Annotated in this window: 17 protein-coding genes; 6 read left to right on the plus strand and 11 right to left on the minus strand. The window is 47.1% G+C overall.

Features of this window, described 5'->3' with window-relative positions:
- Positions 1 to 67: 67 nt before the first annotated feature.
- From C0Q44_RS30935 to C0Q44_RS12955, 6 genes are all read right to left on the minus strand, one after another.
- Positions 68 to 7,009 carry a hypothetical protein gene (locus C0Q44_RS30935; RefSeq protein WP_105407751.1) on the minus strand — a complete coding sequence of 2,314 codons (6,942 nt, stop codon included), beginning with the start codon at positions 7,007 to 7,009 and terminating at the stop codon, positions 68 to 70.
- A 744-nt stretch (positions 7,010 to 7,753) separates the two neighbouring features.
- Entirely contained in the window at positions 7,754 to 8,275 is a 522-nt protein-coding gene (locus C0Q44_RS12935; RefSeq protein ID WP_105407752.1) for a TetR/AcrR family transcriptional regulator, read from the minus strand.
- 404 nt (positions 8,276 to 8,679) lie between these two features.
- Positions 8,680 to 9,489, minus strand: coding sequence for a (2Fe-2S)-binding protein (locus tag C0Q44_RS12940; RefSeq protein ID WP_105407753.1), 810 nt, complete (start codon positions 9,487 to 9,489; stop codon positions 8,680 to 8,682).
- Positions 9,490 to 10,470 carry an ABC transporter substrate-binding protein gene (locus C0Q44_RS12945; RefSeq protein WP_105407754.1) on the minus strand — a complete coding sequence of 327 codons (981 nt, stop codon included), beginning with the start codon at positions 10,468 to 10,470 and terminating at the stop codon, positions 9,490 to 9,492.
- 113 nt (positions 10,471 to 10,583) lie between these two features.
- Positions 10,584 to 12,185: an AraC family transcriptional regulator gene (locus tag C0Q44_RS12950; RefSeq protein ID WP_105407755.1), complete on the minus strand. Its 1,602-nt coding sequence runs from the start codon at positions 12,183 to 12,185 to the stop codon at positions 10,584 to 10,586.
- Positions 12,186 to 12,238: 53 nt separating this feature from the next.
- Positions 12,239 to 14,260, minus strand: a complete 2,022-nt coding sequence (locus C0Q44_RS12955) for an AraC family transcriptional regulator (protein ID WP_105407756.1) — start codon at positions 14,258 to 14,260, stop codon at positions 12,239 to 12,241.
- Positions 14,261 to 14,672: 412 nt separating this feature from the next.
- Here C0Q44_RS12955 and C0Q44_RS12960 point away from each other — a divergent pair, with 412 nt between their 5' ends.
- The 4 genes from C0Q44_RS12960 (at position 14,673) to C0Q44_RS12975 (ending at position 17,790) form a co-directional block, all read left to right on the plus strand.
- Complete coding sequence (locus C0Q44_RS12960; RefSeq protein ID WP_105407757.1) at positions 14,673 to 15,092, plus strand: MarR family winged helix-turn-helix transcriptional regulator; 420 nt, start codon at positions 14,673 to 14,675, stop codon at positions 15,090 to 15,092.
- Positions 15,093 to 15,118: 26 nt separating this feature from the next.
- Complete coding sequence (locus C0Q44_RS12965; RefSeq protein ID WP_105407758.1) at positions 15,119 to 15,769, plus strand: nitroreductase family protein; 651 nt, start codon at positions 15,119 to 15,121, stop codon at positions 15,767 to 15,769.
- A gap of 92 nt (positions 15,770 to 15,861) precedes the next feature.
- A complete protein-coding gene (locus C0Q44_RS12970; protein ID WP_105407759.1) occupies positions 15,862 to 16,158 on the plus strand; it encodes a putative quinol monooxygenase in 297 nt (98 codons plus the stop codon).
- A 231-nt stretch (positions 16,159 to 16,389) separates the two neighbouring features.
- A complete protein-coding gene (locus tag C0Q44_RS12975; protein ID WP_105407760.1) occupies positions 16,390 to 17,790 on the plus strand; it encodes a prolyl oligopeptidase family serine peptidase in 1,401 nt (466 codons plus the stop codon).
- A gap of 143 nt (positions 17,791 to 17,933) precedes the next feature.
- On the opposite strand, the gene C0Q44_RS12980 is transcribed toward C0Q44_RS12975, so the two are convergent.
- Together C0Q44_RS12980 and C0Q44_RS12985 are read right to left on the minus strand one after the other, a co-directional pair.
- Positions 17,934 to 19,286, minus strand: coding sequence for an FAD-binding oxidoreductase (locus tag C0Q44_RS12980; protein WP_105408475.1), 1,353 nt, complete (start codon positions 19,284 to 19,286; stop codon positions 17,934 to 17,936).
- A gap of 292 nt (positions 19,287 to 19,578) precedes the next feature.
- A complete protein-coding gene (locus C0Q44_RS12985; RefSeq protein ID WP_258166302.1) occupies positions 19,579 to 21,162 on the minus strand; it encodes an MFS transporter in 1,584 nt (527 codons plus the stop codon).
- A gap of 163 nt (positions 21,163 to 21,325) precedes the next feature.
- Here C0Q44_RS12985 and C0Q44_RS12990 point away from each other — a divergent pair, with 163 nt between their 5' ends.
- Positions 21,326 to 21,763 carry an Lrp/AsnC family transcriptional regulator gene (locus C0Q44_RS12990; RefSeq protein ID WP_105407761.1) on the plus strand — a complete coding sequence of 146 codons (438 nt, stop codon included), beginning with the start codon at positions 21,326 to 21,328 and terminating at the stop codon, positions 21,761 to 21,763.
- A 136-nt stretch (positions 21,764 to 21,899) separates the two neighbouring features.
- On the opposite strand, the gene C0Q44_RS12995 is transcribed toward C0Q44_RS12990, so the two are convergent.
- The 3 genes from C0Q44_RS12995 to C0Q44_RS13005 form a co-directional block, all read right to left on the minus strand.
- Positions 21,900 to 22,421: a MarR family winged helix-turn-helix transcriptional regulator gene (locus C0Q44_RS12995; RefSeq protein ID WP_105407762.1), complete on the minus strand. Its 522-nt coding sequence runs from the start codon at positions 22,419 to 22,421 to the stop codon at positions 21,900 to 21,902.
- 60 nt (positions 22,422 to 22,481) lie between these two features.
- Complete coding sequence (locus C0Q44_RS13000; RefSeq protein WP_105407763.1) at positions 22,482 to 23,291, minus strand: alpha/beta hydrolase; 810 nt, start codon at positions 23,289 to 23,291, stop codon at positions 22,482 to 22,484.
- A gap of 464 nt (positions 23,292 to 23,755) precedes the next feature.
- Positions 23,756 to 24,805: an LLM class oxidoreductase gene (locus tag C0Q44_RS13005; protein WP_105407764.1), complete on the minus strand. Its 1,050-nt coding sequence runs from the start codon at positions 24,803 to 24,805 to the stop codon at positions 23,756 to 23,758.
- Positions 24,806 to 24,957: 152 nt separating this feature from the next.
- Here C0Q44_RS13005 and pdxR point away from each other — a divergent pair, with 152 nt between their 5' ends.
- The gene (gene pdxR, locus C0Q44_RS13010) at positions 24,958 to 26,376 is read left to right on the plus strand and encodes a MocR-like pyridoxine biosynthesis transcription factor PdxR (protein ID WP_105407765.1); all 1,419 of its coding nucleotides are present in this window, start codon (positions 24,958 to 24,960) and stop codon (positions 26,374 to 26,376) included.
- Positions 26,377 to 26,448 lie beyond the last annotated feature (72 nt).

Consider the following 26,448-nt stretch of genomic DNA (forward strand, 5'->3'; position numbering starts at 1 on the left):
AAATCTTCAAACTAACTTAAACCAGCTTCACGAATTTGTCCATAGGCACAATACGCAGATATCATTTTTAGGTGATCTCATGCACAGACCATACAATACCGTTAGTTGCGCCACTGCCCAGGTTCAACGTTACAGTTAATCCATTTGCAGCATAGAACAGACCAATCACATCTCCGGCATTCAATGCCACTTCCACTGCCAAGGTAACCGAACTACTCCCTAATACTGCTCTGAGTGTAAGCAATGTAACGGCTATATTCAGGATAGGTAACAGACCACTAACCAGTGTTGTAACCGTAGGTGATGTCCTCTGGACAAGGAATGCGGGGTTAACTCCTGCACCCAGTGATAGCGCAATCGCTGCGGTCGTTGCATAGTTGATCGTGGCCACGATTGAATATCTTCCCGTCACCGGAATGGTATAATTTCCTGTCGTCGCATTGAAGTTCGCATTACCATAATAAGGACTGGTTGTGGTCCAGTTGGTCAACTGCGCGCTTGTTGCTGTAGAAAGTGTGGCCAGGAATGCAGAGAACCCCTGTGTTGCAAAGTTGGGCCCCGTGGGCCCCGTCGCTCCGGTCAGGCCTGTTGCCCCGGTTGCTCCTGTAGTTCCTGTTTCACCTGTGGCTCCTGTACTCCCGACTGCTCCGGTTGCTCCCGTAGGACCACTCGCACCTGTAGTCCCCGTTGCTCCAGTAGAACCGGTCAACCCAGCAGTGCCTGTAGCTCCAGTTATACCTGTCGCCCCTGTGAATCCTGTAACTCCAGTTGCACCCGTGGCTCCAGTCAGACCTGTAATTCCCGTTACCCCAGTAATGCCATTAGTCCCCGTTGTGCCTGTAGTGCCAGTTGCTCCAGTGATACCTGTTATGCCTGTGGCTCCTGTTACTCCAGTAAACCCGGTTGCTCCGGTCGCACCTGTAACTCCTGTAGTTCCCGTTGGGCCAGTCGCTCCTGTGATACCTGTTACGCCGGTGGCTCCTGTTACTCCAGTAGATCCGGTCGCGCCAGTTATCCCAGTTGCACCCGTTGTTCCCGTGACTCCAGTAGCTCCTGTAGCCCCTGTTTCTCCAGTGATACCTGTAACTCCTGTAAATCCCGTTGGGCCAGTCGCTCCTGTTATTCCTGTTACGCCGGTGGCTCCTGTTACTCCAGTAAATCCGGTCGCGCCAGTTATCCCAGTTGCACCCGTTGTTCCCGTGACTCCAGTAGTTCCTGTAGCCCCTGTTGCTCCAGTGGTACCCGTAACTCCTGTAAATCCCGTTGGGCCAGTCGCTCCTGTGATACCTGTTACGCCGGTGGCTCCTGTTATTCCAGTAGATCCAGTCGCGCCAGTTATCCCAGTTGCACCCGTTTGTCCCGTGACACCTGTAGTTCCTGTAGCCCCTGTTTCTCCAGTGGTACCTGTAACTCCTGTTACTCCAGTAAATCCGGTTGCGCCAGTTAACCCAGTTGCACCCGTTTGTCCTGTGACTCCGGTTGCCCCAGTAACTCCAGTCGCTCCCGTTGCTCCCGTGACACCAGTAGTTCCTGTAGCCCCAGTTATTCCTGTAATACCTGTAACTCCTGTAGTTCCCGTTGGGCCAGTAGCTCCCGTCGCGCCAGTTATCCCAGTTGCACCCGTTTGTCCCGTGACACCTGTAGTTCCTGTAGCCCCTGTTTCTCCAGTGGTACCTGTAACTCCTGTTAATCCAGTAAATCCGGTTGCGCCAGTTAACCCAGTTGCACCCGTTTGTCCTGTGACTCCAGTACTTCCTGTGACTCCGGTTGCCCCAGTAACTCCAGTCGCTCCCGTTACTCCACTAAATCCCGTCGCGCCAGTTAACCCAGTTGCTCCAGTTGCTCCCGTGACACCAGTAGTTCCTGTAGCCCCAGTTATTCCAGTAATACCTGTAACTCCTGTAGTTCCCGTTGGGCCAGTCGCTCCAGTGGTACCTGTAACTCCTGTTAATCCAGTAAATCCGGTTGCGCCAGTTAACCCAGTTGCTCCCGTCGCTCCCGTAACACCAGTAATTCCTGTAGCCCCTGTTGCTCCAGTGATACCTGTAACTCCTGTAGTTCCCGTTGGGCCAGTAGCTCCCGTTTCGCCAGTCACTCCTGTTAATCCAGTAAATCCGGTCGCGCCAGTTATCCCAGTTGCACCCGTCATTCCCGTGACTCCAGTACTTCCTGTGGCCCCTGTTACGCCAGTGGTACCCGTGACTCCTGTAGTTCCCGTTGGGCCAGTCGCTCCAGTGGTACCTGTAACTCCTGTTAATCCAGTAAATCCGGTTGCGCCAGTTATCCCAGTTGCACCCGTTACTCCCGTGACACCAGTAGTTCCTGTAGCCCCTGTTGCTCCAGTAATACCCGTAACTCCGGTTATTCCTGTCTCCCCGGTGACTCCGGTTGTACCTGTAACGCCGGTGGCTCCTGTTACTCCAGTAAATCCGGTCGCGCCAGTTATCCCAGTTGCACCCGTTGCTCCCGTGACTCCAGTAGCTCCTGTAGCCCCTGTTGCTCCAGTGGTACCCGTAACTCCTGTTACTCCTGTCTCACCGGTGACTCCGGTCGTACCTGTAGCGCCGGTTACGCCAGTTATTCCAGTTGCACCCGTCGGTCCTGTAATTCCCGTTGGACCAGTAGCTCCTGTGATACCTGTTACGCCTGTGGCTCCCGTTTCGCCAGTCACTCCTGTTACTCCAGTAGATCCGGTCGCGCCAGTTATCCCAGTTGCACCCGTTGTTCCCGTGACGCCAGTGGTTCCTGTAATTCCCGTTGGGCCAGTGGCTCCTGTTAATCCAGTGAACCCGGTTGCACCTGTAACTCCTGTGATACCTGTGGCTCCCGTAATTCCGGTTATTCCTGTCTCACCGGTGACTCCGGTCGTACCTGTAACGCCGGTTGCCCCAGTAATTCCAGTAGCACCCGTTTGTCCTGTGATTCCAGTATTTCCTGTAACCCCAATTGCTCCAGTGATACCTGTAACTCCTGTAGTTCCCGTTGGGCCAGTAGCTCCTGTTATTCCAGTAAATCCGGTCGCGCCAGTTATCCCAGTAGCACCCGTTTGTCCTGTGACTCCAGTACTTCCTGTGGCCCCTGTTTCTCCAGTGGTACCCGTAACTCCTGTTACTCCTGTAACTCCGTTTTCCCCAGTAGATCCAGTCGCTCCAGTTGTACCTGTTATGCCTGTGGCTCCCGTTTCGCCAGTCATTCCTGTTACTCCAGTAGTTCCGGTCGTGCCTGTTATCCCAGTGGCACCCGTTGCTCCAGTAATACCCATAACTCCTGTAATTCCCGTTAGGCCAGTAGCTCCTGTTATTCCTGTTTCGCCTGTGGCTCCTGTTACTCCAGTAAATCCTGTTGCGCCAGTTATCCCAGTTGCACCCGTTGTTCCCGTGACACCAGTAATTCCTGTAGCCCCTGTTGCTCCAGTGATACCTGTAACTCCTGTAGTTCCCGTTGGCCCAGTCGCTCCTGTGATACCTGTTATGCCTGTGGCTCCTGTTACTCCAGTAAATCCGGTCGCGCCAGTTATCCCAGTTGCACCCGTTGTTCCCGTGACACCTGTAGTTCCTGTAGCCCCTGTTTCTCCAGTGGTACCTGTAACTCCTGTTACTCCAGTAAATCCGGTTGCGCCAGTTATCCCAGTTGCACCCGTTGTTCCCGTAACACCAGTAATTCCTGTAGCCCCTGTTGCTCCAGTGATACCTGTAACTCCTGTAGTTCCCGTTGGGCCAGTAGCTCCCGTTTCGCCAGTCACTCCTGTTAATCCAGTAAATCCGGTCGCGCCAGTTATCCCAGTTGCACCCGTCATTCCCGTGACTCCAGTACTTCCTGTGGCCCCTGTTACGCCAGTGGTACCCGTGACTCCTGTAGTTCCCGTTGGGCCAGTCGCTCCAGTGGTACCTGTAACTCCTGTTAATCCAGTAAATCCGGTTGCGCCAGTTATCCCAGTTGCACCCGTTGTTCCCGTGACACCTGTAGTTCCTGTAGCCCCTGTTTCTCCAGTGGTACCTGTAACTCCTGTTAATCCAGTAAATCCGGTTGCGCCAGTTATCCCAGTTGCACCCGTTACTCCCGTGACACCAGTAGTTCCTGTAGCCCCTGTTGCTCCAGTAATACCCGTAACTCCGGTTATTCCTGTCTCCCCGGTGACTCCGGTTGTACCTGTAACGCCGGTGGCTCCTGTTACTCCAGTAAATCCGGTCGCGCCAGTTATCCCAGTTGCACCCGTTGCTCCCGTGACTCCAGTAGCTCCTGTAGCCCCTGTTGCTCCAGTGGTACCCGTAACTCCTGTTACTCCTGTCTCACCGGTGACTCCGGTCGTACCTGTAGCGCCGGTTACGCCAGTTATTCCAGTTGCACCCGTCGGTCCTGTAATTCCCGTTGGGCCAGTAGCTCCTGTTAATCCAGTGATACCCGTAACTCCTGTAGTTCCCGTTGGACCAGTAGCTCCTGTGATACCTGTTACGCCTGTGGCTCCCGTTTCGCCAGTCACTCCTGTTACTCCAGTAGATCCGGTCGCGCCAGTTATCCCAGTTGCACCCGTTGTTCCCGTGACGCCAGTGGTTCCTGTAATTCCCGTTGGGCCAGTGGCTCCTGTTAATCCAGTGAACCCGGTTGCACCTGTAACTCCTGTGATACCTGTGGCTCCCGTAATTCCGGTTATTCCTGTCTCACCGGTGACTCCGGTCGTACCTGTAACGCCGGTTGCCCCAGTAATTCCAGTAGCACCCGTTTGTCCTGTGATTCCAGTATTTCCTGTAATCCCAATTGCTCCAGTGATACCTGTAACTCCTGTAGTTCCCGTTGGGCCAGTAGCTCCTGTTATTCCAGTAAATCCGGTCGCGCCAGTTATCCCAGTAGCACCCGTTTGTCCTGTGACTCCAGTACTTCCTGTGGCCCCTGTTTCTCCAGTGGTACCCGTAACTCCTGTTACTCCTGTAACTCCGTTTTCCCCAGTAGATCCAGTCGCTCCAGTTGTACCTGTTATGCCTGTGGCTCCCGTTTCGCCAGTCATTCCTGTTACTCCAGTAGTTCCGGTCGTGCCTGTTATCCCAGTTGCACCCGTTGTTCCCGTGACACCAGTAATTCCTGTAGCCCCTGTTGCTCCAGTGATACCTGTAACTCCTGTAGTTCCCGTTGGCCCAGTCGCTCCTGTGATACCTGTTACGCCTGTGGCTCCTGTTACTCCAGTAAATCCGGTCGCGCCAGTTATCCCAGTTGCACCCGTTGTTCCCGTGACACCTGTAGTTCCTGTAGCCCCTGTTTCTCCAGTAGTTCCTGTAGCCCCTGTTGCTCCAGTAACACCCGTAACTCCGGTTATTCCTGTCTCCCCGGTGACTCCGGTTGTACCTGTAACGCCGGTGGCTCCTGTTACTCCAGTAAATCCGGTCGCGCCAGTTATCCCAGTAGCACCCGTAACTCCTGTTACTCCTGTGTTGCCCATAATTCCGGTGACTCCGGTTGCCCCAGTAACTCCAGTCGCTCCCGTTACTCCAGTAAATCCCGTCGTGCCAGTTAACCCAGTTGCACCCGTTGTTCCCGTGACGCCTGTAGTTCCTGTAGTTCCAGTAATACCTGTAACTCCTGTAGTTCCCGTTACTCCAGTAAATCCGGTCGCGCCAGTTATCCCAGTTGCACCCGTCGTTCCCGTGACGCCAGTAGTTCCTGTAGCCCCAGCTGCTCCAGTGATACCCGTAACTCCTGTAGTTCCCGTTGGACCAGTAGCTCCTGTGATACCTGTTACGCCTGTGGCTCCTGTTACTCCAGTAGATCCAGTCGCGCCAGTTATCCCAGTTGCACCCGTTGTTCCCGTGACGCCAGTGGCTCCCGTGACTCCAGTAGTTCCTGTAGCCCCTGTTGCTCCAGTGATACCTGTAACTCCTGTAACTCCTGTGATACCTGTTACGCCGGTGGCTCCTGTTACTCCAGTAGATCCAGTCGCGCCAGTTATCCCAGTGGCACCCGTTGTTCCCGTGACGCCTGTAGTTCCTGTAGCCCCTGTTTCTCCAGTGATACCTGTAACTCCTGTTACTCCTGTCTCACCGGTGACTCCGGTCGTACCTGTAGCGCCGGTTACGCCAGTTATTCCAGTTGCACCCGTCGGTCCTGTAATTCCCGTTGGGCCAGTCGCTCCTGTGATACCTGTTACGCCGGTGGCTCCTGTTACTCCAATAACTCCGGTCGCGCCAGTTGCACCCGTTTGTCCCGTGACACCAGTAGTTCCTGTAGCCCCTGTTGCTCCAGTGGTACCTGTAACGCCGGTTACGCCAGTTATTCCAGTTGCACCCGTCGGTCCGGTGATTCCCGTTGGGCCAGTAGCTCCTGTTATTCCGGTTACGCCGGTGGCTCCTGTTCCTCCAGTGAATCCGGTTGTGCCAGTTGTCCCAGTGGCACCTGTCGCTCCCGTGACACCAGTAATTCCTGTAGGCCCTGTTGCTCCAGGAATGCCTGTAAAACCAGTCGCTCCGGTTGATCCTGTTTCTCCAGTAAAACCAGTTGCTCCTGTGTTGCCCGTATTTCCGGTTATTCCTGTCTCCCCGGTGACTCCGGTTGTACCTGTACCGCCGGTGTCTCCTGTTACTCCAGTAAATCCGGTCACACCAGTTATCCCAGTTGCACCCGTTTGTCCTGTGACTCCAGTACTTCCTGTGGCCCCTGTTTCTCCAGTGGTACCCGTAACTCCTGTTACTCCGGTTGCCCCAGTAACTCCAGTCGCTCCAGTTGTACCTGTCATACCTGTGGCTCCCGTTTCGCCAGTCACTCCTGTTACTCCAGTAGATCCGTTCACACCAGTTATCCCAGTTGCACCCGTCGCTCCCCTGACACCAGTAGTTCCTGTAGCCCCTGTTGTACCCGTCAGTCCGGTGATCCCCGTTGGGCCAATAGTTCCAGTTATCCCAGTTGCACCCCTTGTTCCCGTGATGCCAGCATTTCCTGTACTTCCTGTAATACCTGTTTCTCCAGCAGCACCAGTTGCTCCTGTGTTGCCCGTTATTCCTGTGGGCCCTGTTGCTCCTCTCATTCCTCGATAACCCCGTGGGCCACGAAGGAGAGGACACCTATGGCTTTTGTTTCGTTTACATTTACGTCTACTTTTTGTACCAGACTTACTTTTCTTTTTTGGGATAGAGCGTATTTTTGATTTTTTGGATTTCCGTCGAACTGTACTAATTGAGGAAACTTTACGCTTCTTTTTGGATATATAGCTCACAAGAAAATCCCTCCTCCCTGTACACCACTTCAAATCTCCGCTTTTTGCAATAGTGCATTCTATGCCCTGGACTTGCTCTGTGCGCCGCCTAATCAGTACATATATGTAGTATTTATAGTTAGTGATCAATCAATTACAATTTCCAAAAAAATATATCCTCCTTCTACTCCACCTGCAGCCCTTGTGCAATACGCACAATGTCATGACATGAGATGATACCCGAGCCTGCTCTCCATCTCGTTATACGGTACGTTCGCACAATGAAACATGACATCAGTTCCCCGAGAAACATTAATGATATCATCCACTTGAAATGCGTCTCCCACCGCAATCTCCAGATGTCTTAGTGAACCCAGCTTCAGTGAAAGCCGCTCAAACTTGGACCGTGAACGACCAAATGCGATTGTATGAATCCCCTCTAATCAATTCCATAGGTAATAGCTGCACCCATTCCGCCTGTTGCTCCAATAACAATAACTTTCTTCATCGTATATCAACCTCTTTCTTTTATTAGTGATTGATCAATAACTAAATGTGAAAAAGGAAAGATTCCCTTTAATTCCTCATCAATTCCGGCATATTAAGTGCTACAGACATGTTACACAACAGTCCTACCGCAAGGAAAATCTTCGTTTTTTCCTCAGCTTGAGGTATTCCTGCGTCAATGAAAGCTTTCAGAACCATGGTTCTTATACCACCTATCCCTTGTTGCATCGCTTGACGGATCACTTCTTCCCGAATAGTCTGGGCCTGCGTTTGAAGCAAGATTTCGCTCTTATGGGATTCAAGAATCTGTTCATATGCCTCAATCAGATCACTTTCTAACTTTTCTGGCGTAGCCGTCTCCACCACCGTCCGGAACGTGTCAATCACTCTTGCCCAAGACACTTCCAGTGCTGTTAACAATAAATCTTCTTTAGTTTTGAAAAAACGAAATATGTACGGCTGTGAAATCTGTGCCCTTTCTGCCACCTGGGCTGTTGTTGCACGATAATAGCCCGTTTCTGCAAAGATCTCTATCGCTGCGGAGATAATATCATTTCGCCGATTAACCGAAGCTGCTGTATCTTTAACCATCATGTTCTCCTTCCAACGTACAGTTATGAATTGATCAATAACCTGAAGTATATCGGATTCATGTAATCAACACAAAAAAGAAAAACGGTGGAGTCTGTCGATGTTCATCAGGATAGATTCGAAGAATTCCGCAATATCATGATCCATCGGAATGGGCCAGCCTTGAATTTCATTTTAAGTGAACGGAGATGGCGTCATAGCTTCGATGCACTGGAGACCGAGGAAGTCTGGATTCAGCACCCGGGTTGCCCCGAGTGGAACCAGCTCCAGATCAGCCCTATTCCCGGAAGCCCCTTTTCTATATAAAACAGATTTGGGACTTAGAGGCTCAGGCTTCTGGCATCCGTTGTGAAGAACATATGGCTCGACTGAAAAGATCCGTACACGAGAAACAAAAGTACCCTTCAGTGCTGTGAAAGGTTCTGCCACCTTGCTTCCGAATCCAGTTTCGGACAACTGTTACAGTAACCGTGTGCATGACTGCCGCTCCCAACCTGATAAGCCAAACAGCAATATCGGCGGATCAAGAACGGCGGTCCCTGCCACTTGGAGTGCTCGAAGCGTTGCAGCCGGATGGCAAATGTATTATCGTTTGATCGATCCAGCCATATACTTTGATCAACCTTCATCTGTGCAAGCCGTCGTTCCGTCTTCCATATTCTTCGATCATCAATCATCCGCATAACCAATTGTTGCACATTGTGCGCAACCAGAGCACTCATCACCTTATAACTCGCTCCTGTCGCCACGGCTACCGATTGAAAAACATATTCCAGATGCAACTGTAACCTGTCCCTGAGCATGCTAATTTCCAATCCTCGCTCGGCAGGATCTTCACTGCCTGTCATACAGGTTCTTGCCAGCCTCGTCTCATATCGCATGCCACCTTCTCCATTCAATTCAAACCGTATATCCTCTTCTGCAATGCTAAGTGAAGTATCGTATAGGCTAAATGCTGAGATCACGGCCATAACCAATACCGAATAACGCTTGGCAAAAAGTGTACCGACAGCCACACTCCCCTCCCCTCTCAGTAGAAGCCCTTGTTGCAAAGCCTGTTCACGCAATATCGAGTCTCGTTTCTCTTCATTGAACAAATCCCTTACACAGAAAGGATACTTGGATACCTCACCAGTTGCTCTGATCCTCGTTACAAAAGAACGCTCTAACGTTGCCGACATCTCTGAATGGTCATGCTCTTGATAACGTCCCATCTATTGAATCATACCTTTAACTTCATCGATAATATCGCTTCGTCCTATTGCTCCCCATCCCTTAAACAACCAGAAAGAGTCTGTCGTATAGACTTGATCTGTACCAACAGCCGGCACTTCCTTCCAGAGTGAGCTTGCGTTGATGCTGTTTAAATAATCCTCGGCATTCGGATCAACTTCCAGAACTACGAAATCGGCATCAATATCCGCAATTTTCTCCATGGACAGGTCCTCACGTTGTTCAGCAGGCGTCACCGCAGTGGGGACAAATCCAAGATCATGATATAAGAGTGTATTGGTTGGATGCCCTTTTGCAGCATAGATTTGCAAGTTCTTTTCTCTTACCCGCAGATAAGCCAGATTTTTCTGATCCAGTTGTTCCATCTCTGTTCTAAGTTGCTCTGCCTGTTGCTCTACCTCAGCAATCTTTTCTTTCGCCAGATCAACCTTGTTATACATCCCGGCAATAGTCAACAAATCCTGAGTCCAATAGGTCGTGTCATCTTCGTAATCCGACCATTCATTGCCCAATACAATAGTCGGGGCGATTTTCTCCAACTGTTCATACGAATTCTCAGCCGTCCGGCTCTCAATTACAATGACATCCGGATCGATCTGAAGGATGGCCTCCAGGTTGGGACTATCTGCCGAGCCAACCATTGGAACACCTGCAAGCTGATCTGCCAGATAAGGCAGGTAATCTCCTCCGTAACGTACTTCTACATTAACGCCCGCAGGTTTCTCACCAATCGTGAGCATGTGATCGATGTAAGCAGCGGATAATACAACCATACGCTCTATCTTTTGGGGTACAACCGATGTTCCCTTGAGATGCTCAATCGATTGTGTACCCCTCTCTTCCACAGGTGTATCCTGATTCTGAGGTGTTGCTTCCGTTACCTCCGCTGTCTTGACACATGCCGCCAAAACCATCATAAGCAGGGTCAGCAGAATCATATAGGCTGCTCTCTGTTTTAACATTTTAGTGAATCCCCTCTTCTATTTAATAATAATAATAATAATCATTATCATTATAGTAGGGAAAAGCAAACAGGCTTACCATGGATTATTCCACTCTCTTCACTTGTACAATATCACCGTGCGGTGACACCAAGCTGCTCTGCTACATATCTCATCGACCACAATCGTCCGGTTGGACCCAGCGTTTTGAAGAAAATGTCTCCTGCATTATAGACACGCCCTTCCTGAACAGCCTTCAATGCCAGCCATTCGGTGGATTGCTGCAAATGTCGCAGTTGAGCGTGAGCCTCTTCTGTAGGGTCGACCATGACAAATAGATGATCTGCGTCGTATAAATGCAAAACGCCAACATTCGTCTCCACAGCCCACTTCTCTTCCGGGAAATGACGTGGCATATGAAATCCCAGATCCTCATACAATAGAGCTCCTGTCTGATTATTCAATCCATACATTCGGTAAAAATGGGAGGACACCCGGATGAACATAGCACTCTGTTTCCCCCACCTTGATTGAATGCGTCCTTGTAGAACCCGACTCAGATTCGCATGCTGTTCAATCCACTGGACAGCCTGTTCGTTACGACCCATAATGTCCGCCATATACAGAAGCCTCTCGCCAAAATGGTTTGTGTGCTTCAACATGGCAGTAGGTGCGATATGATACAGGGATTCATTGGGCTGCAGACGATCACTTGTAATGATCAGATCTGGTTGGATTCGCCTCAATTGCTCATAGTCCAGATTGAAGCTATCCAGGATAAGTCCCTGATGACTTTGTGCTTGAAGCGAAGGTACTGCAACATGCTGGGCCACTCTCTGACCATAGGACAATGTGGACACGGGCTTCATACCGAGCGTTATTACATAATCGTCCAACCCATAATACAATGTGGCAATACGGCTGACTTTATTTTTCATATATAAGGTTGGGGCAATTCCTTCGTTCTTCTTGAAGACCCTGCTGAAATAGTGCTCATCCTTGTAGCCAACTTGCTCCGCTATTTCCTTGATTTTGTCAGAAGAAAACAATAGCTGTTTGGCCTTTGCCATGCGTTGTTTCAATACATATTCGATTGGGGTCATGTTTAATTGGCGTTTGAACGTTCTTATAAAATGATTCACACTAAGCCCCGCCATCCGGGCCAACTGATCGACTCGAATCTCTTTCATATAATGATGAGTCATATAATCAAGTGCCAGATCCATGTCTGCTACAGGCGAAGCTGATTGTTTTGAATGTATCATCAACTGGATCAACAACAGATGCACTTGATGCTTCCTGCTTGTGTTTTCCATTTCCAAATCAGAGTGTTGTTCATGGAATAGGGTATCCATCAACTCTTGAATATCGCGTGCATTGGAAGAAATATTGAGCTTGCCCGTAACAGGAAAATCAACCAGCCCCGTATGCCACACATTCCGTCTACGGGTAAGCCTCACACATGAAAATAAAATGATCTGATATCGAACTGATTCTTCCATATCCGTCTGGAATTCCACATGCATTCCTGGCTTCAATAGAAACCACTCGTCCTGAGATACCGTATATACAACGTTATCGATCGTCAGGGCTCCTTTGCCAGCAATAACCCTGCATATGGCGAACCTTCTCCAGATCCTGCGCTGGACTCCCCCCGGAGTGCTGGAGTAATGGCAGACATGGACAGCAGAGAAATAAAGTTGATTCAGTCGTCTGATCCAATCCTTTTCTTCCATGATGACTTCCCTTCCCTGTGCGAATCTACCTTCTGTGCATTGCCTGAGTAATGCTATTTTTGTGCTTTCAGTAATAGGTGGGTGATTGTATCCAGCTGCAGCTCCATGGAATACGGGTCCTCCATGACGAACTCATCCTCTGTACCATCTAAGGAACCATAGGCGTAGACCTGTCCTTTGTGCACAGCAGGCAGACGTTTCCACACCTCGCTATTCAGGATCTCTTTGGCGTCTTCACTGCCCGAACCATATAAGAAGATATGATCTCCCATGTACTCAGGCAGCACCTCAAGGGAAATACTCTCAAATCCCTCCTTCATATCGAGTGCTTGCTTGGTAGGAGGCAGTTTCAGCATCTCATAGATCGTGGAACTACCATAGTTCCCTCCTTCTGCACCCAGTACATACAACGCTTTATATCCAATTTGTACAATGGATACGGTCTCGCCTTCTTTAATAACACCAGCAATCTGCTTCTTAGTATCTTCGATGTTCTCTTCATATGTCGTGATCCATTGCTCTGCTTCTTTCTCTTTGCCGAATACCCCAGCAATTCGTCGCAGCTTTTCCAGTGGACCAGAAGTTTTATCGCCTTCCCAATAAGGTAAGAAGACAGTCGTTGCTATTTTTTCGTAATCCTCAATATTTTTATCGATGGAACCGATGATGAGATCCGGTTCAAGTGACACTAACTTCTCCAGATTCATTGGGAATTCTCCTCCCAAATCCTCAATACCCGCTATCATATCAGTAGCAATGTCAGACTTTTCAATCCATCCTTCGTTCAGCATAAATGTTCTTACTCCAACTGGTATAATGCCCAGTTTCAGCAGGTATCCCATATATTGATCCGAAGCAACACGCTGCGGATTGGCCGGGATCACCACATCTCCTCTCATTGTAGAGACGGTCCGTGTCTCTGGTTGTGCAGTCGATTTTCCTGCGTCCGTTGCCTGGTTACCCGATTGTGTAGTAGCCGCATTATTCTCTGTTTGCGTACCACTTGCAGACGGTGCCGGACTGGAACAGGCCGCGAGCAATAACGTGAGACACAGCATCATGCTTAATGCTGTCATTTTGAATTTTCCTTGCATTAGTATTTCCCCTCCAACATTCTTGTGATATTGATAATCAATATCATTATATAGATGTGAAGGTTGAGAATGAAGGGCATTTTCTTGCATAACACGGGGCAATTCTTGCTTATTGTTCCATTGCAACGCCTGTATCGGCTTACCCATATGTTGACTAATTCCTTTTTTGTAGCGAATAGGTGAGATTCCTTTGATTTTTTTGAAACTGCGGCTCAGCGAATGGGCATCGGGGTAACCAACTTGCTCTGCGATCTGCTGCAATGTGGCATTGGTATGCGTCAACAGGTGTGCAGCTCTCTCGATCCGGCGCTGTGCGAGATATTGAATGGGACTACTATTTATCTTTTGTTTAAACAATCTCGATAAGTGTCCCACGCTGCATTCCAGCACCTCAGCCATTACATCAAGGGCGATAGGTTTATGCAGATGAGAATTCATATATTCAATAGCCTGTGTGACCGTATCCGGCTTATAGGGCTGAATGGACTGATCATGCAGGTCTTTCAGCAAAGAGTGTACCCATTGATGAAATAAAGTCTTGGCATGGAATTGTGTCAGACTAGTCGACTGCTCCCACGTCTGTTTCAGTGCATCCATACATTGATACATGTCCAGCGGACGAGTCGGTTTAAATGCATATTGGTCCTGGAACGGACGTTCATGATCCATCAGATGCTGAATCTCCATACGACAAGGCAATGCCAGAATGACTTTGTACAAAATCATATAATACTCCACACCCGAATCTGTCTCAATGTACAATTGAGCCCGCTTCCCTCCATGAATAATGTGGAATCCATCCACGACGTACCCGTGTTGATCCATCCTTATCCGTGCACTTCCGTCTACTATATATAGATAGGCACTGGCCGGGAGTTGATAATGGTTCAGTTTCTCTCCAGCACGCAAAACATTTTGACGCACATCCTGTATTTTGACAAAAACATGATTCCACAATAATAGGTGATCATTCATATTCATATGATTGCTATTTGCCTCCCTTCCGCCAACTTCAAACTTCTTGGCTGTTACGGGTCTATCATTTTCGCTCTTTCTGTACATTGCCTTTTATTATAATTTAATTGATAATAATTCTCAATAACAAGAACAATCATATCAACACCTAAAGATGGACACCCTATACGGACTAAACTTGGTTACATATCAGGAGCATCAAATTCGATTTTAAATTCTATTGTGAGCCTATTGCAAAATCATAAAAGGCATGATATATTATTTGAGCCATCAATGGTTGAGGTATCAAATATTGATACATCAATGATCGTGAGCAGCCAAAGTAATCATTAGACAATGGCATTGTATACTGGCAACTTTAATTATTTGTTAACATACGCCGTTGTTCATGATTCAGATTCACCCGGGAGGTCTAGTCATGACACGTATGGTTTCCAAAGAAGAGCAGATCATCAATCTGTTGAACGTGCTGGGCAACAAAATCAGCCCCAAGTTTGAACGCTGTACGGGGATCAGTTCTTCTCGCTTTGAAATTCTGCATGAGCTGGATCAGGTAGATGAGATTAACCAGTCCATGCTGCAGAAAATCATTAACATCGATAGTGCTGCCATTACACGCCACTTGAAGCAGCTCGAAGCGGACCTGATGGTCACGAGACGGAAGAACCCCGAAGATAATCGGGTAACTTTTGTTCGTCTAACCGATCAAGGTCGGAAGCAGATTGAAGGCTACAAAGTAGAAAAGACCAATTTTATCAACCAGATACTACAGGATTTTAGTGAAGACGAAGTTCATGCTCTCGCTGATTTCCTTGAACGTATGCAAAATAATTTCTAACACCCACATATAGAGGAGAGATTTCCATGAGTACAATTCAAAGCAAATTCCAAAAAACCAATGATTTTAACGAAATTACGTACGGTCGCCGTTCTGTGAAACTTTATGATCCAGAAGTGAAAATCAGCCGTGAAGAAATGACTGAAATTCTGGCAGAAGCTTCACGTGCACCTTCTTCTGTTAACATGCAACCTTGGCGTTTCCTTGTTGTAGATACCACTGAAGGCAAAGAAAAACTTGCTCCACTTGCGAAATTCAATCAAAACCAAGTGTTGACTTCCGCAGCTGTCGTTGGCGTATTTATCGATATGAAGAACGGTGAATATCTGGAAGAAATCTTCAGCAAAGCTGTAGAGCATGGCTATATGCCACAAGAAGTGAAGGCTCAACAAGTTCAATTTGTTAAACCTTATTATGACAACATACCTGCTGCTGATCTGCGTGATGTTAACCTGATTGATGCGGGTCTTGCTTCTATGCAATTGATGCTTGCTGCACGTGCTCATGGTTATGATACGAACCCTATCGGTGGATATGAGAAAGATCAAATCGCTGAAACATTCGGCATGGACAAAGAACGTTATCAACCGGTTATGTTGATCTCGATCGGTAAATCGGCCAAGGATGGTCACCCTTCCTACCGTTTGCCAGTAGATACCATTACAACTTGGGCTTAATAGCTGTCACTTCTTCTGTTTAAACTGAAACATTACTAACATTACTGTTCCCAACTAATATATTACAAAACAAACGATGGAGGTTGACTATTATGATTATCATTCATGCACATCTGCAAGTTAAAGCAGATCAAGAACAAACTTTTTTGGCCGCAGCCAAAGAACTGATCGCTGCAACACGTCAAGAAGAAGGCAACATCAGCTATGATTTGGTGAAAAGTACAGATCGTGAACAACAATACACGATGATCGAACTGTGGAAAGACGAAGCTGCTACAGCTTCTCACAACACAAGCGCTCATTTCCAAGCTTTTGTTCAACAGGCAGCAGCATTCATGGCCGCTCCAATGAACGTTGAAGTATTTGCTGGAGAAAAAGTTAACGTTTAAAATTATTACGTCGTGTAATACATTACATGCTTTGCATTTAAAAGAAGAACCCTGTGAAGATCATCCAACGATGATTTTCACAAGGTTCTTCTTTCGTTCAATTTCATTCATTTGAATACTCTTCTGTAGTTCAGTCCAAGGAGAGCAACGTGCGAAACAGTATTTTCCACTTTGCGGTTTAAGTGGTACAATCGTAGTGCTGTATACATAATACATTGGAGGTACATATTGATGAATATGAAAAAAGGACTGCTTTCGAGTTTTCTGGCTCTAGCTGTGACTTCCGCTCTTCTCATCTCCACTAATGTAAGCGCAAACAATTTGAACGAAACCCGTTCGCCTCTCTCTTACTCCCTCGTAACTAAAGGCTATGATTGGGGGCCTGGTGTGTACAAAATCATCCTGGATACAGGCGTAATCATTCAAGCGAGTACACTCACCAAAGACACGTTCAAAGTCCTTGCAGAACGAAGTTATCCGATGATAAACATGCAAACTCAGCAAAAGTATGATGGATCAGATAGCAGCAGCAGGTACATTGATAATGCTTACCTTTCAGACAAAAACGGGAATACATCTTCCATGTCCACAGGACAATATATTACGATTGAAATGAAAGTTCATCCTGACTGGGTAACCTCTAATCCGTTTACCTTTGATTTAAAGACCTTTACCAACCAATATGCAGAGCTTCAGTATACCATTATTCAGCAGAAATCCCTTCAGGACAACATCGGCAACAACGTTGACCATCTGACCACACGACCAGAAACACCGCATACCATGATTGAGCAAGGCGTTGAGGTATTTGATATATCAGGCAAATTTAATTATAACGACTCCAAGTTTGGCCAGATTAATCTAACCTATGCCTCTTACATGCCGGATACCAAGAAGAAAAAACCATTGATCATTTGGTTACACGGTGCCGGTGAAGGAGGAACAGATCCGAGAGTTGCCCTGCTGGGTAATAAGGTAACTGCACTTGCAGGAGAATCGATCCAGAAATATTTTGGCGATGCTGCTGTATTGGTGCCTCAAACACCAACCTTCTGGATGAATAACGGAACCGGGCAATACACGCAAGATGGAAGCAGTATGTACACCAAATCGTTGACTGCCTTGATTAAACAATATGTGAAACAACATCAGTCGGGTATTGACCCGGATCGGATTTACATTGGTGGCTGCTCCAACGGTGGATTCATGACCTTGAACATGCTGCTTGCGAACCCTGATTATTTCGCGGCCGCCTACCCGTCCGCAGAAGCGTACGAAGATAAATTGTTGACCAAACAGGATATTGCCAAACTGAAGAACATTCCGATCTGGTTCACGGCTGCAGGAGCGGATCAGACTGTCGATACGTCCAAGACTTCTACAGCTACCTATCAACGACTGATTGCTGCTGGAGCCAAACATGTTCATTATTCTTATTTTGATAACGTGTTAGACACCAGTGGTTTGTACACCAAAGGAAATGGAAATGATACTCCGTATGAATACAATGGACATTGGTCCTGGATTCCAGTACTGAATAATGACATCTCCAAAGACTTTAATGGCAAGCCTGTTAAAATTAAAGGCAAAGCCGTATCTCTAATGGAGTGGATGGCAAACCAAAAGAAATAACGGTTAAAGCTAACTACTAGAGCTAGAATATAAGGGACAAGGCAGAATGAAACTCTGCTTCGTCCCTTTTTCATGCGTGGATGTTATGGTTTTTCATCCATATTCTTTTTAAGGGCTTTTGAGGCAGCCCCTTTTGATCGATCCTACTTTAGGCCGCGTGCGGGAGGAATGCTCTGCGGATTGTTGAACACATTTTTCGGATCATATTTGGCCTTGACTCTGCGTAATCTCGCGTAGTTGGCTCCATAGTAGACCGGCCCTGAATTTTCAATCCCTTGGTCCGGAACATTGATATAGGACCCAACGATGTATGGTTGTAATTTCTTGCGTGTATTCCGAACGATTGCAATATTCTTAGCCGCCTGAGACTTCTTGGTCCAGGAACTGTTCCACTCCACATAGAATTTCGCTTTGCGCCAGTAGAACGCGGTTGAAGTCGGAGACTTGCGACTTACTGCTCCGCCCCAATTGAGGAAGAAGAAGCCAGCAAACTCACCTTCCACATTCTCTAGAAATTCACGCATGGATTTGATGGCCTTGTCAGGAAATGAACGCCTTCCGAAACCGGAAGAAAACTGATTACTGTACCTTTGGGTAAGCACCGGATCAGGAGGCAACAAGAAAGTTACGGCTTCTGTGTAAGGTAAAGACCGAATAATGCTACTTGTCGGTGTTCCGACACTCGTAAGAGGCTGTAACAGACGGAGTGCTTCCGTTTTGGAGCCGAGAAATAGCCCCTCCATGCTGACATTGCCGCCCTTTTTAGGTCCAATGGACAATTCGCTGCCCAATCTGGTATCAACGGATGGAGCCCACTTTTGCCATGCTTTGAGCACCTTTTCGAATTGAGCCCACGGCCAGGTGATACGGTATACAGTAGCCTTGGCTGGCGCACGACGCACTTTGAATTTGTAACGAGTGTAGACCCCGAAGTTCCCGCCGCCACCTCCTTGGGAAGCCCAAAACAGATCTGCATTACGGTTTTTGTTCGCACGAATGACTTTCCCATTCGCATCCACCATCTCCAGTTCAAGCAGGTTATCACTGATCAGACCAATGGTACGCTGGAGTGGCCCAATCCCTCCACCTAGTGTAATGCCGCCAATCCCCACGGTAGGGCTATCTCCGAAGGGGGCAATAAATCCCTGCCGTGCAAGCGTATGAGCAATCCTACCCACTCGGTTCCCCGTCCCCACAATCACTGTTCCATTTTTTGGGTCCAGCTTGATTGTATTCAGGTCACTTACATCAATGACAATTCCCCCGTTGACTTGTGAAAGATTAACTTCAAGCGCATGTCTTCCACTCCGTGGCCTAATCGGTACATTGTTTTCACGTGCCCATTTGATGGCATTAGAGACATCTTTCGTTTTTTTGGCAAAAACAAAGACTTTAGGATATTTGTCGGTATGCGGGTCCCAGTTTTTACGCGCCGCTTCATATCCCGGATCTCCTTTATAAATAACCCGCCCGGTAAGCTTTGTTTGTGATTTCACACTTCCCACTTTCCCACTCCCTAGTGAACAATTGTTCTTCAGTATTTCAACGCAAGGCACTTTATACTGTATGAAGGACATTCGCGGAGGGAGTGGGCTGATGACCTGAAATTATTTTTTTAAAAAAAATGGTACGCATCGTGTGGACTTTCGTCCAAAACAACCCGTATGTCAAAAAGCCGACCTATACAGATCGACTTCATTCAATAGGGAGCTAGGTGATCCCCTTGACCTCATCGTGCCCAGTGAAGAGAGGTATTATAGGTTAAGAGAAATACATATCCTTCAGGCTCTAATTATGCAACAAAGCTTTCTTGGGTCTAAAAATCATAAAACTGATCGCGGCCAAAATCCAGACTCCGATACCGCCATAGAGCATCACCAAGCCAAAGCCGTGCACAAGAGCTGCATGGACGATTGCTTCGGCTGCATCCAGAGAGGAAATATTCGGTAACCCCTGCTGGAGAGATGATGTGTTGCCGCCAGCTATTTTTTCCGCCAAAGACCGCAATTGCACTTCATCCATAGTCCCAGATAGCACACCCTTCAGATAAGACAAGATGCCTTCCTGCAAAATATATCCCATCACTGCGATATTGATAGCTAGGCTGATTAATCTGGCACTCGTGTCTATGCCGGAAGCCATGCCTGAACGAGTGCTCGGAACCGAGCCGGTGGTCGTGTTGGTTACAGGCGTGTTGGTTAAGCCAAGCCCAATACCAGCCAATAGGGAACCGGGGAGCATGGTCAACCAACTAGCATGATCGCTGCTGCTGCCTGATTTCATCAATATGAAGCCAATTCCGATGATAAACAGACCCGTTGGGATGATTATGCGCGACTGATAGCGAAGCGAAAGACGCTCTGCCAGTGGAGGGATCACCAAGGTGGGCAGTGTATAAGCCAAGAGAGACAACCCTGCTGGCACAATGCCGTAACCAAGACCACTCTGGAAATAGATCGGCAGATAGATCATGAACGGCCAGAAACTGAAATTCATTCCGATGGAGCCTAAAAGAGCGCCAGAAAAATTACGTATCCTGAATACGGAAAAATCGAACATCGGATGGGTGCTGAGCTTTTCTGCAAACCAAAAAATAGTGAAACATATTGCGGTTGCAACAAGGATACTGATGGCCGTCGCGCTGGTAAAGCCGAGTTCAGGCCCTTGCGTGATAAAGTATACTAGCCCAAAAACCGTCAACGATAGCGTGATGATGCCGATGATGTCCAGCTTTTTCGCCTGCGGATCTCTGGACTCTTCCACACTGGCTATAACAAAGATCAACGTGAGGATGGTCAGTGGAACGTGGACTAGGAAAACCCAATGCCAGTTCGAAACCGCCACGATCATGCCCCCGATGATGGGTCCAAAACCAAGGCCGATGCCGAACACGATACCCCATACGCCAAAAGCTTTACTCCGTTCTTTTCCTTCCCGAAACTGTTGCGAAAGAATTGCTATCTGGCAGATGAGCATCGCGCCAGCACCCACGCCTTGAAGAAATCGGCTGACGATCAGAACTATCGTGCTTTGCGCTAAGCCACAAGTCAAGGATGTAATACCGAACAAGATGAGACTGACAATAAAAATACGCTTCCTTCCATACCGGTCAGCCAGCGTTCCAACAGCCATCAGAACAGTTGTACTAGCAATGGTGTAGGCGCTCATAATCCATTGCATATCCTTGAGATTTCCATGCAATACCTTTTCCAGTGTTGGCAGTATCACTGGCACACTGGAAATTTCGAGGCCGAACATTAGCGCGGACAAACATATAGCGGCTAATGCGATTATATTTTTGACCTTATCCATTCGTGCCTTAAAATCTTCTGTACCTACCTTATTAAAATCGTATTTACTCAATGATGCCATCCTCTCTCTCCCTTTTCATATATAGATCATTTTATTGCTGTAGATTATTTTATAATTAAAGTCATTCATTTTACATATCACATTCAAGAACTTATAATGAAAATGTAAATTAATTAAAGGAGTTTTGTATGAAACGCCTTAAATTTAAAGGAGGACATTGAAAGTGGATCATGTAGACAAACAAATCCTCTTATATCTTCAAAATCAGGCAAGGATTTCAATGACTGAGCTGGGTAAAAGCGTGGGGTTATCTCAACCTGCTGTAACGGATCGAGTTAAAAGAATGGAAGAAAGCGGAGTTATTCAGGAGTATCGCACCGTCATCTCTCCTGAAAAAATCGGAAAGCATACGGCAGCTTATATGTTGTTTCGGACTAGAGACTGTCTGGCATTTCTTGATTTTGTCCATGCATCTCCCCATGTTGCCGAGTGTCACCGTATAAGCGGCGAACACAGTTACTTATTAAAGGTTGTTACCGAATCCACACGAGCTCTCGAAGAGTTTAGTAATCAGTGTGACAAGTATGGAACCTATACGAGCCTGATTGTCATGTCTTCACCGATCGATCACAGACTTCTCATTCATTCTCTCCCTAATTAACTCAGATAAAAGAAAAAATATAGCTTCCTCTCCCCTCATATACAAAAAGGAATTTGCCTTCAGGCTAATGAATAGCCTTAGGGAAAATTCCTTTGGTGTGGGATGACTCATTCAACTTTCATAGATCGTAGCAAATTTAATCATTGGCCGAATCAATTTGGATGAGCTTGCGCGGCTCTTGTTCTTTTTCACCATACCAGACCAATACATCGGCGAACACATCCATGATGCGAATAAAGCTTTCCTTGTCGGTCTCTGAAATGTGGTCAGCATATTTAAAAATTTCATCAAAGCAAAGCTCTCGAACAAATTCAGTGTATTTGGTGTACACCTCGCGTCCTTTGTCTGAAGGTTTGACGTAGATGTCTTTGCGATTGCCGCTTAAATGATATTTCTCAAGCAATCCTTTTTCCTTCAGGTTTTTCACGTTTTTGGAGAACGTACTGCGGCTAACGCCAAGGCGTGCAGCCATCTCCGACATTTTCTCTTCCTGCTCCTCCGCTTCCAGAATATATTCAAGCGTCTGAATCTGAGAAGCAGAGAATGTCATATCTGTTCCGTAGCTTCGCTGCAGCTTATAGGTGTTTGAGTATGCATTCCCGTACTTAATGATCTTCTCAATAAGATCCCGATGGTCGCCCATCCAATCTAATTTCATGCGTAATCCCTTTCACCCTCATATTCTCAACCATTCTCTCTCTCTTCTAATGTACTGAAATCAGATACGTTTTTCAATCCAAGTTATCGCTTCCTCAATAACTTCATCGCGAGTTGGTTCGTTAAAGATCTCATGCATGAGATGTGCATAGATTTTCAACGTTTTATCGGTGGAAGCAATATCCCCGTAAAAGTCACGAGAATCCTGTTCGCTCACCAATCCGTCATTCGCTCCATGCAGAACAAGTACGGGATCGATGAATTGCTTTGCATGTTCTTTCAACCAGGCTATTCCATCCCCCAAGCTATTGAACAAATCTACAGAAATCTGTTTTTCTACCAACGGGTCATTTGCGTAAGCGGATACAACTTCTGGATCACTGCATACGCCGCTGCCAAGTTCATTCGGAAAATACGTGCCCAAAGGAAGTTCCATCGGCAGCTCTCCTGCAACCTTCGTATTGTAACGGGTAAGTGCCCCCGATAGAACAATGCCTTTTACTTTGCCTGGATATTTGGTTCCGAACGAGGAAGTTGCAAAACCTCCCATACTATGCCCGATGACATATAGCGGGATGTCGCCGCTCTCTTGGAGCGCTGCATCAACCACAACATTCACATCTTCAATGATCTGATCAAAGTCACTGTAGAAAGTGCGCTGCCCTTCCGATCTGGCATGACCCCGATGGTCGAAACGAAATACATTAAAACCACGCTTGTTTAACTTCTCCGTTAAATAATCGTAGCGACCGGCATGCTCACACAAACCATGAACGATGACCACGGCTGCCTTTGCATCACTAACTGAATCTTTACTAAAATAAAGCTGAGTACCGTCAAAGGATTCGATTGTTGTTTTAATTATACTCATAATATTTCCCATCCCTCTCGCTACGCTCAAGCACCAAACAGTTGAAATCCTTTAGCACAGGGCGTTTTTTAATATACTGAAGCATGAAGTCCTTGTGTTACCCAATATTATATTTTATTAGAACAATATTGTTTCTTATAGAAACAATATTATCACCATCACCCCCCCTTGTCTATATAAAATTAAAGCGCTTACAAAAAAGTTTCTGTCGTGTCTGTGCTATCAAGCAGTCCATCCGTGAGCTGCTGTATCGAGACGATGTATAGCTCCCTGCGCGAAGACTAAGCTACCTGAACAATCCATAACGAAAAAAACCGTCATCTCATTACGTGATGACGGTTTTTCGTTATGGAGCCTAGGGGATCGAACCCCTGGCCAGAAGCCGCTACTTGTACTGATTGATCACCTAAGATGGAATATGTAGATGTTGTCCAGTAAAGATCATTTAGGGTTGACTTCATTCTTTACCACCCTGTAAACAACGGCTTCGGCCCCATATGCGTAGGAAAGAGTGGCAGCACTTCCTCTGCCAACTCCTGAATTACCTCAACAGGAGGTCGACTTGAAAAATGAATACCGAGTGCAGCATGATTAACGCCCACCGCTCTCCATTCCTCCAAAAGCTGAATCAGACCTGCCCGTCCTGTACGCAATATGTATCCACCTCGAAGCGGTGTTCGTGGATAATTAACATCTTCCACCAGATCAATCCATTCGTTCGTCATATGCGGCTTGAACATGCCATTAGGTATTTTCTCACGCCACGCATTGATCTTACGTCCGAGCATGCGAGGACCGGAGTCATTAGCCGTCGCTTCGGGATAGGTAAGCCAGCCATCACTGTGCTCTGCGATCCAATCTAAAGACTGCCTGCTTGAACCCGTCACAACGAGCGGAATGCCACCGGCTGCGGGCTTCGGGAGCAATTCAAGTCCGCTCATTTGACCAAGCGAAGATTGAATGGCGCCAGTTCTACCCTGTACAAGCTCACGGAAAAACTCCACCGTCTCCCGGAATCGTACATCACGATGCTCCCCATCTATCCCATAAGCCGGAAACTCAGCAGATCGGTCGCCGGAAGCAATCCCTAGCACAAGTCTTCCACCTGACAGTACATCTACAGATGCGGCAGCCTTCGCTAAATCAATCGGATGGCGAAGCGTGAAGATCGCACTTCCTGTTACTAGGGAGACGTTTTGGGTTCTTGCAGCAAGGTAGGCCAGATAAACAAATGGATCAAATACTTGTCCAGCATCTCCAAAGCCAGGATCAAATAGAGGGACATCTCGCACCCAAACGGCTGCGAAATTTCGTTGATCAATGCTTTCCACGAGGTCAGCTTGACCTTTTAGAACATCCATGTGTCCTTTATAAAATTTAAGTGGTAAAAACAGCCCGATTGTCAATTGGTCTGGGGCAAACATACGGCGGTAACCAGGGTGTTGATTGAAGTTTTCCACCGCTTGTGTTGACGGATTTTCTATTCGTTCCATAGCATCTATAGGTTTGTCCATTCCTTCTCCTCCTAAAACAATGGTACTCCAGTGTACGGGTATCTTTTTAATTCGACCGGAACTGATATAATTGTAACAACCGACTGACCCCATAAGTAGTGACAAATCTCAACAAAATAATAGGGTCAGTTTTGGCAACGAGGAGGATTAGCATGATTGATTTAACATTATTGTTGAACAGAGAGTCTGGAGATCCGTTATACGCTCAGCTTTATCAATATATTAAGAAAGATATTCTGAACGGAAAGTTACCAGCCGATACCCGACTTCCCTCTATTCGCTCCCTATCTAGCCACCTCCACATTAGCCGTAATACAGTGGATATGGCGTATCAACAGTTATTAGCCGAAGGCTATGTCCAGAGCAGACCTAGAAGTGGCTTATACATAATGGATTTGAAGCTGGAAGCATTGCCCCTATCCAATGTTGTGAGTAAGAATTGGTTGGAAAACAGTATTCAGGATAGCCCAGAGATTCGATACGATTTTCGTTATGGTGACGTAGATGCTGAGCATTTTCCATTTGCCACTTGGCGCAAGTTATCCAATCAGAGCTTGCTCCAGAACCAAATGAAGTTGTTTTCTTATGGCGATCCTCTTGGAGAACCGGGACTTCGATCGGAAATTGCAAATTACTTGCACAGCTCTAGGGGCGTAAATTGTTCACCCGATCAAATTATAATTGGAGCTGGTGTTCAGTACCTGCTCGGTGTGTTATCTGGATTAATAGGTGACGTTAGTCGTGGTATCGCGATGGAAGACCCGGGATATGACGGTGTTCGGACAGTTTTTCAACATAAAGGTCTAAACATTCACCCTATTCCGTTGGAAGCAGATGGACTTCATATCCATAAGTTATACGAAAGCAATGCCCGCATCGTCTACATTACGCCGTCACATCAGTTCCCCTATGGCATGGTCATGCCACTCGCCAAGAGAATGCAATTACTGAAATGGGCAACAGACCAGGATGGGATCATTATTGAGGACGATTACGATAGTGAGTTCAGATATGTCGGCAAACCAATCCCTTCCCTGCAGAGCCTCGATGCCCAACAGCGAACCGTGTACCTGGGGACATTTTCAAAGTGCCTTCTTCCTTCATTACGTATTGCGTATATGGTTCTACCACAGACCATGTTAGAGCTACACCGTAAACAAGACTACCGATTATATGATCAAACAGTCTCTCATTTTCAGCAGAACACCTTAGAGCTGTTTATGAGTAATGGACATTGGGAAGCTCACATTCGCAAGATGAGGAAGGTATACCGACAGAAGCAATTCACACTCATTTCAATGATTCAGAGGATGATGGGTGCTCAAGTTACCATCATTGGTGAGGATGCAGGGCTTCATATTTTGTTGCGTGTACATAACGGAATGGATGAACACAAGCTGATTGCTACTGCTGAGAAGGAAGGTGTTCAGGTCTACCCGGTATCCCCCTTTTGGGCGCGACCAGCTCAAGCGGAGCAATCCATGGTTCAGATTGGTTTTGGTGGATTGAGTATTGAGGATATTACAGAAGGCGTATATGCCCTTCACCGGGCTTGGTTTGGGGTATGTTAAGAATGAAGCGGGGCCACAAATAAGCCGAATCATTTTCACACAGAAAAGAACCCGCAAACACTCGAAAATCCT

It is taken from the genome of Paenibacillus sp. PCH8 (genome assembly GCF_002968835.1).
Lineage (GTDB): Bacteria > Bacillota > Bacilli > Paenibacillales > Paenibacillaceae > Paenibacillus.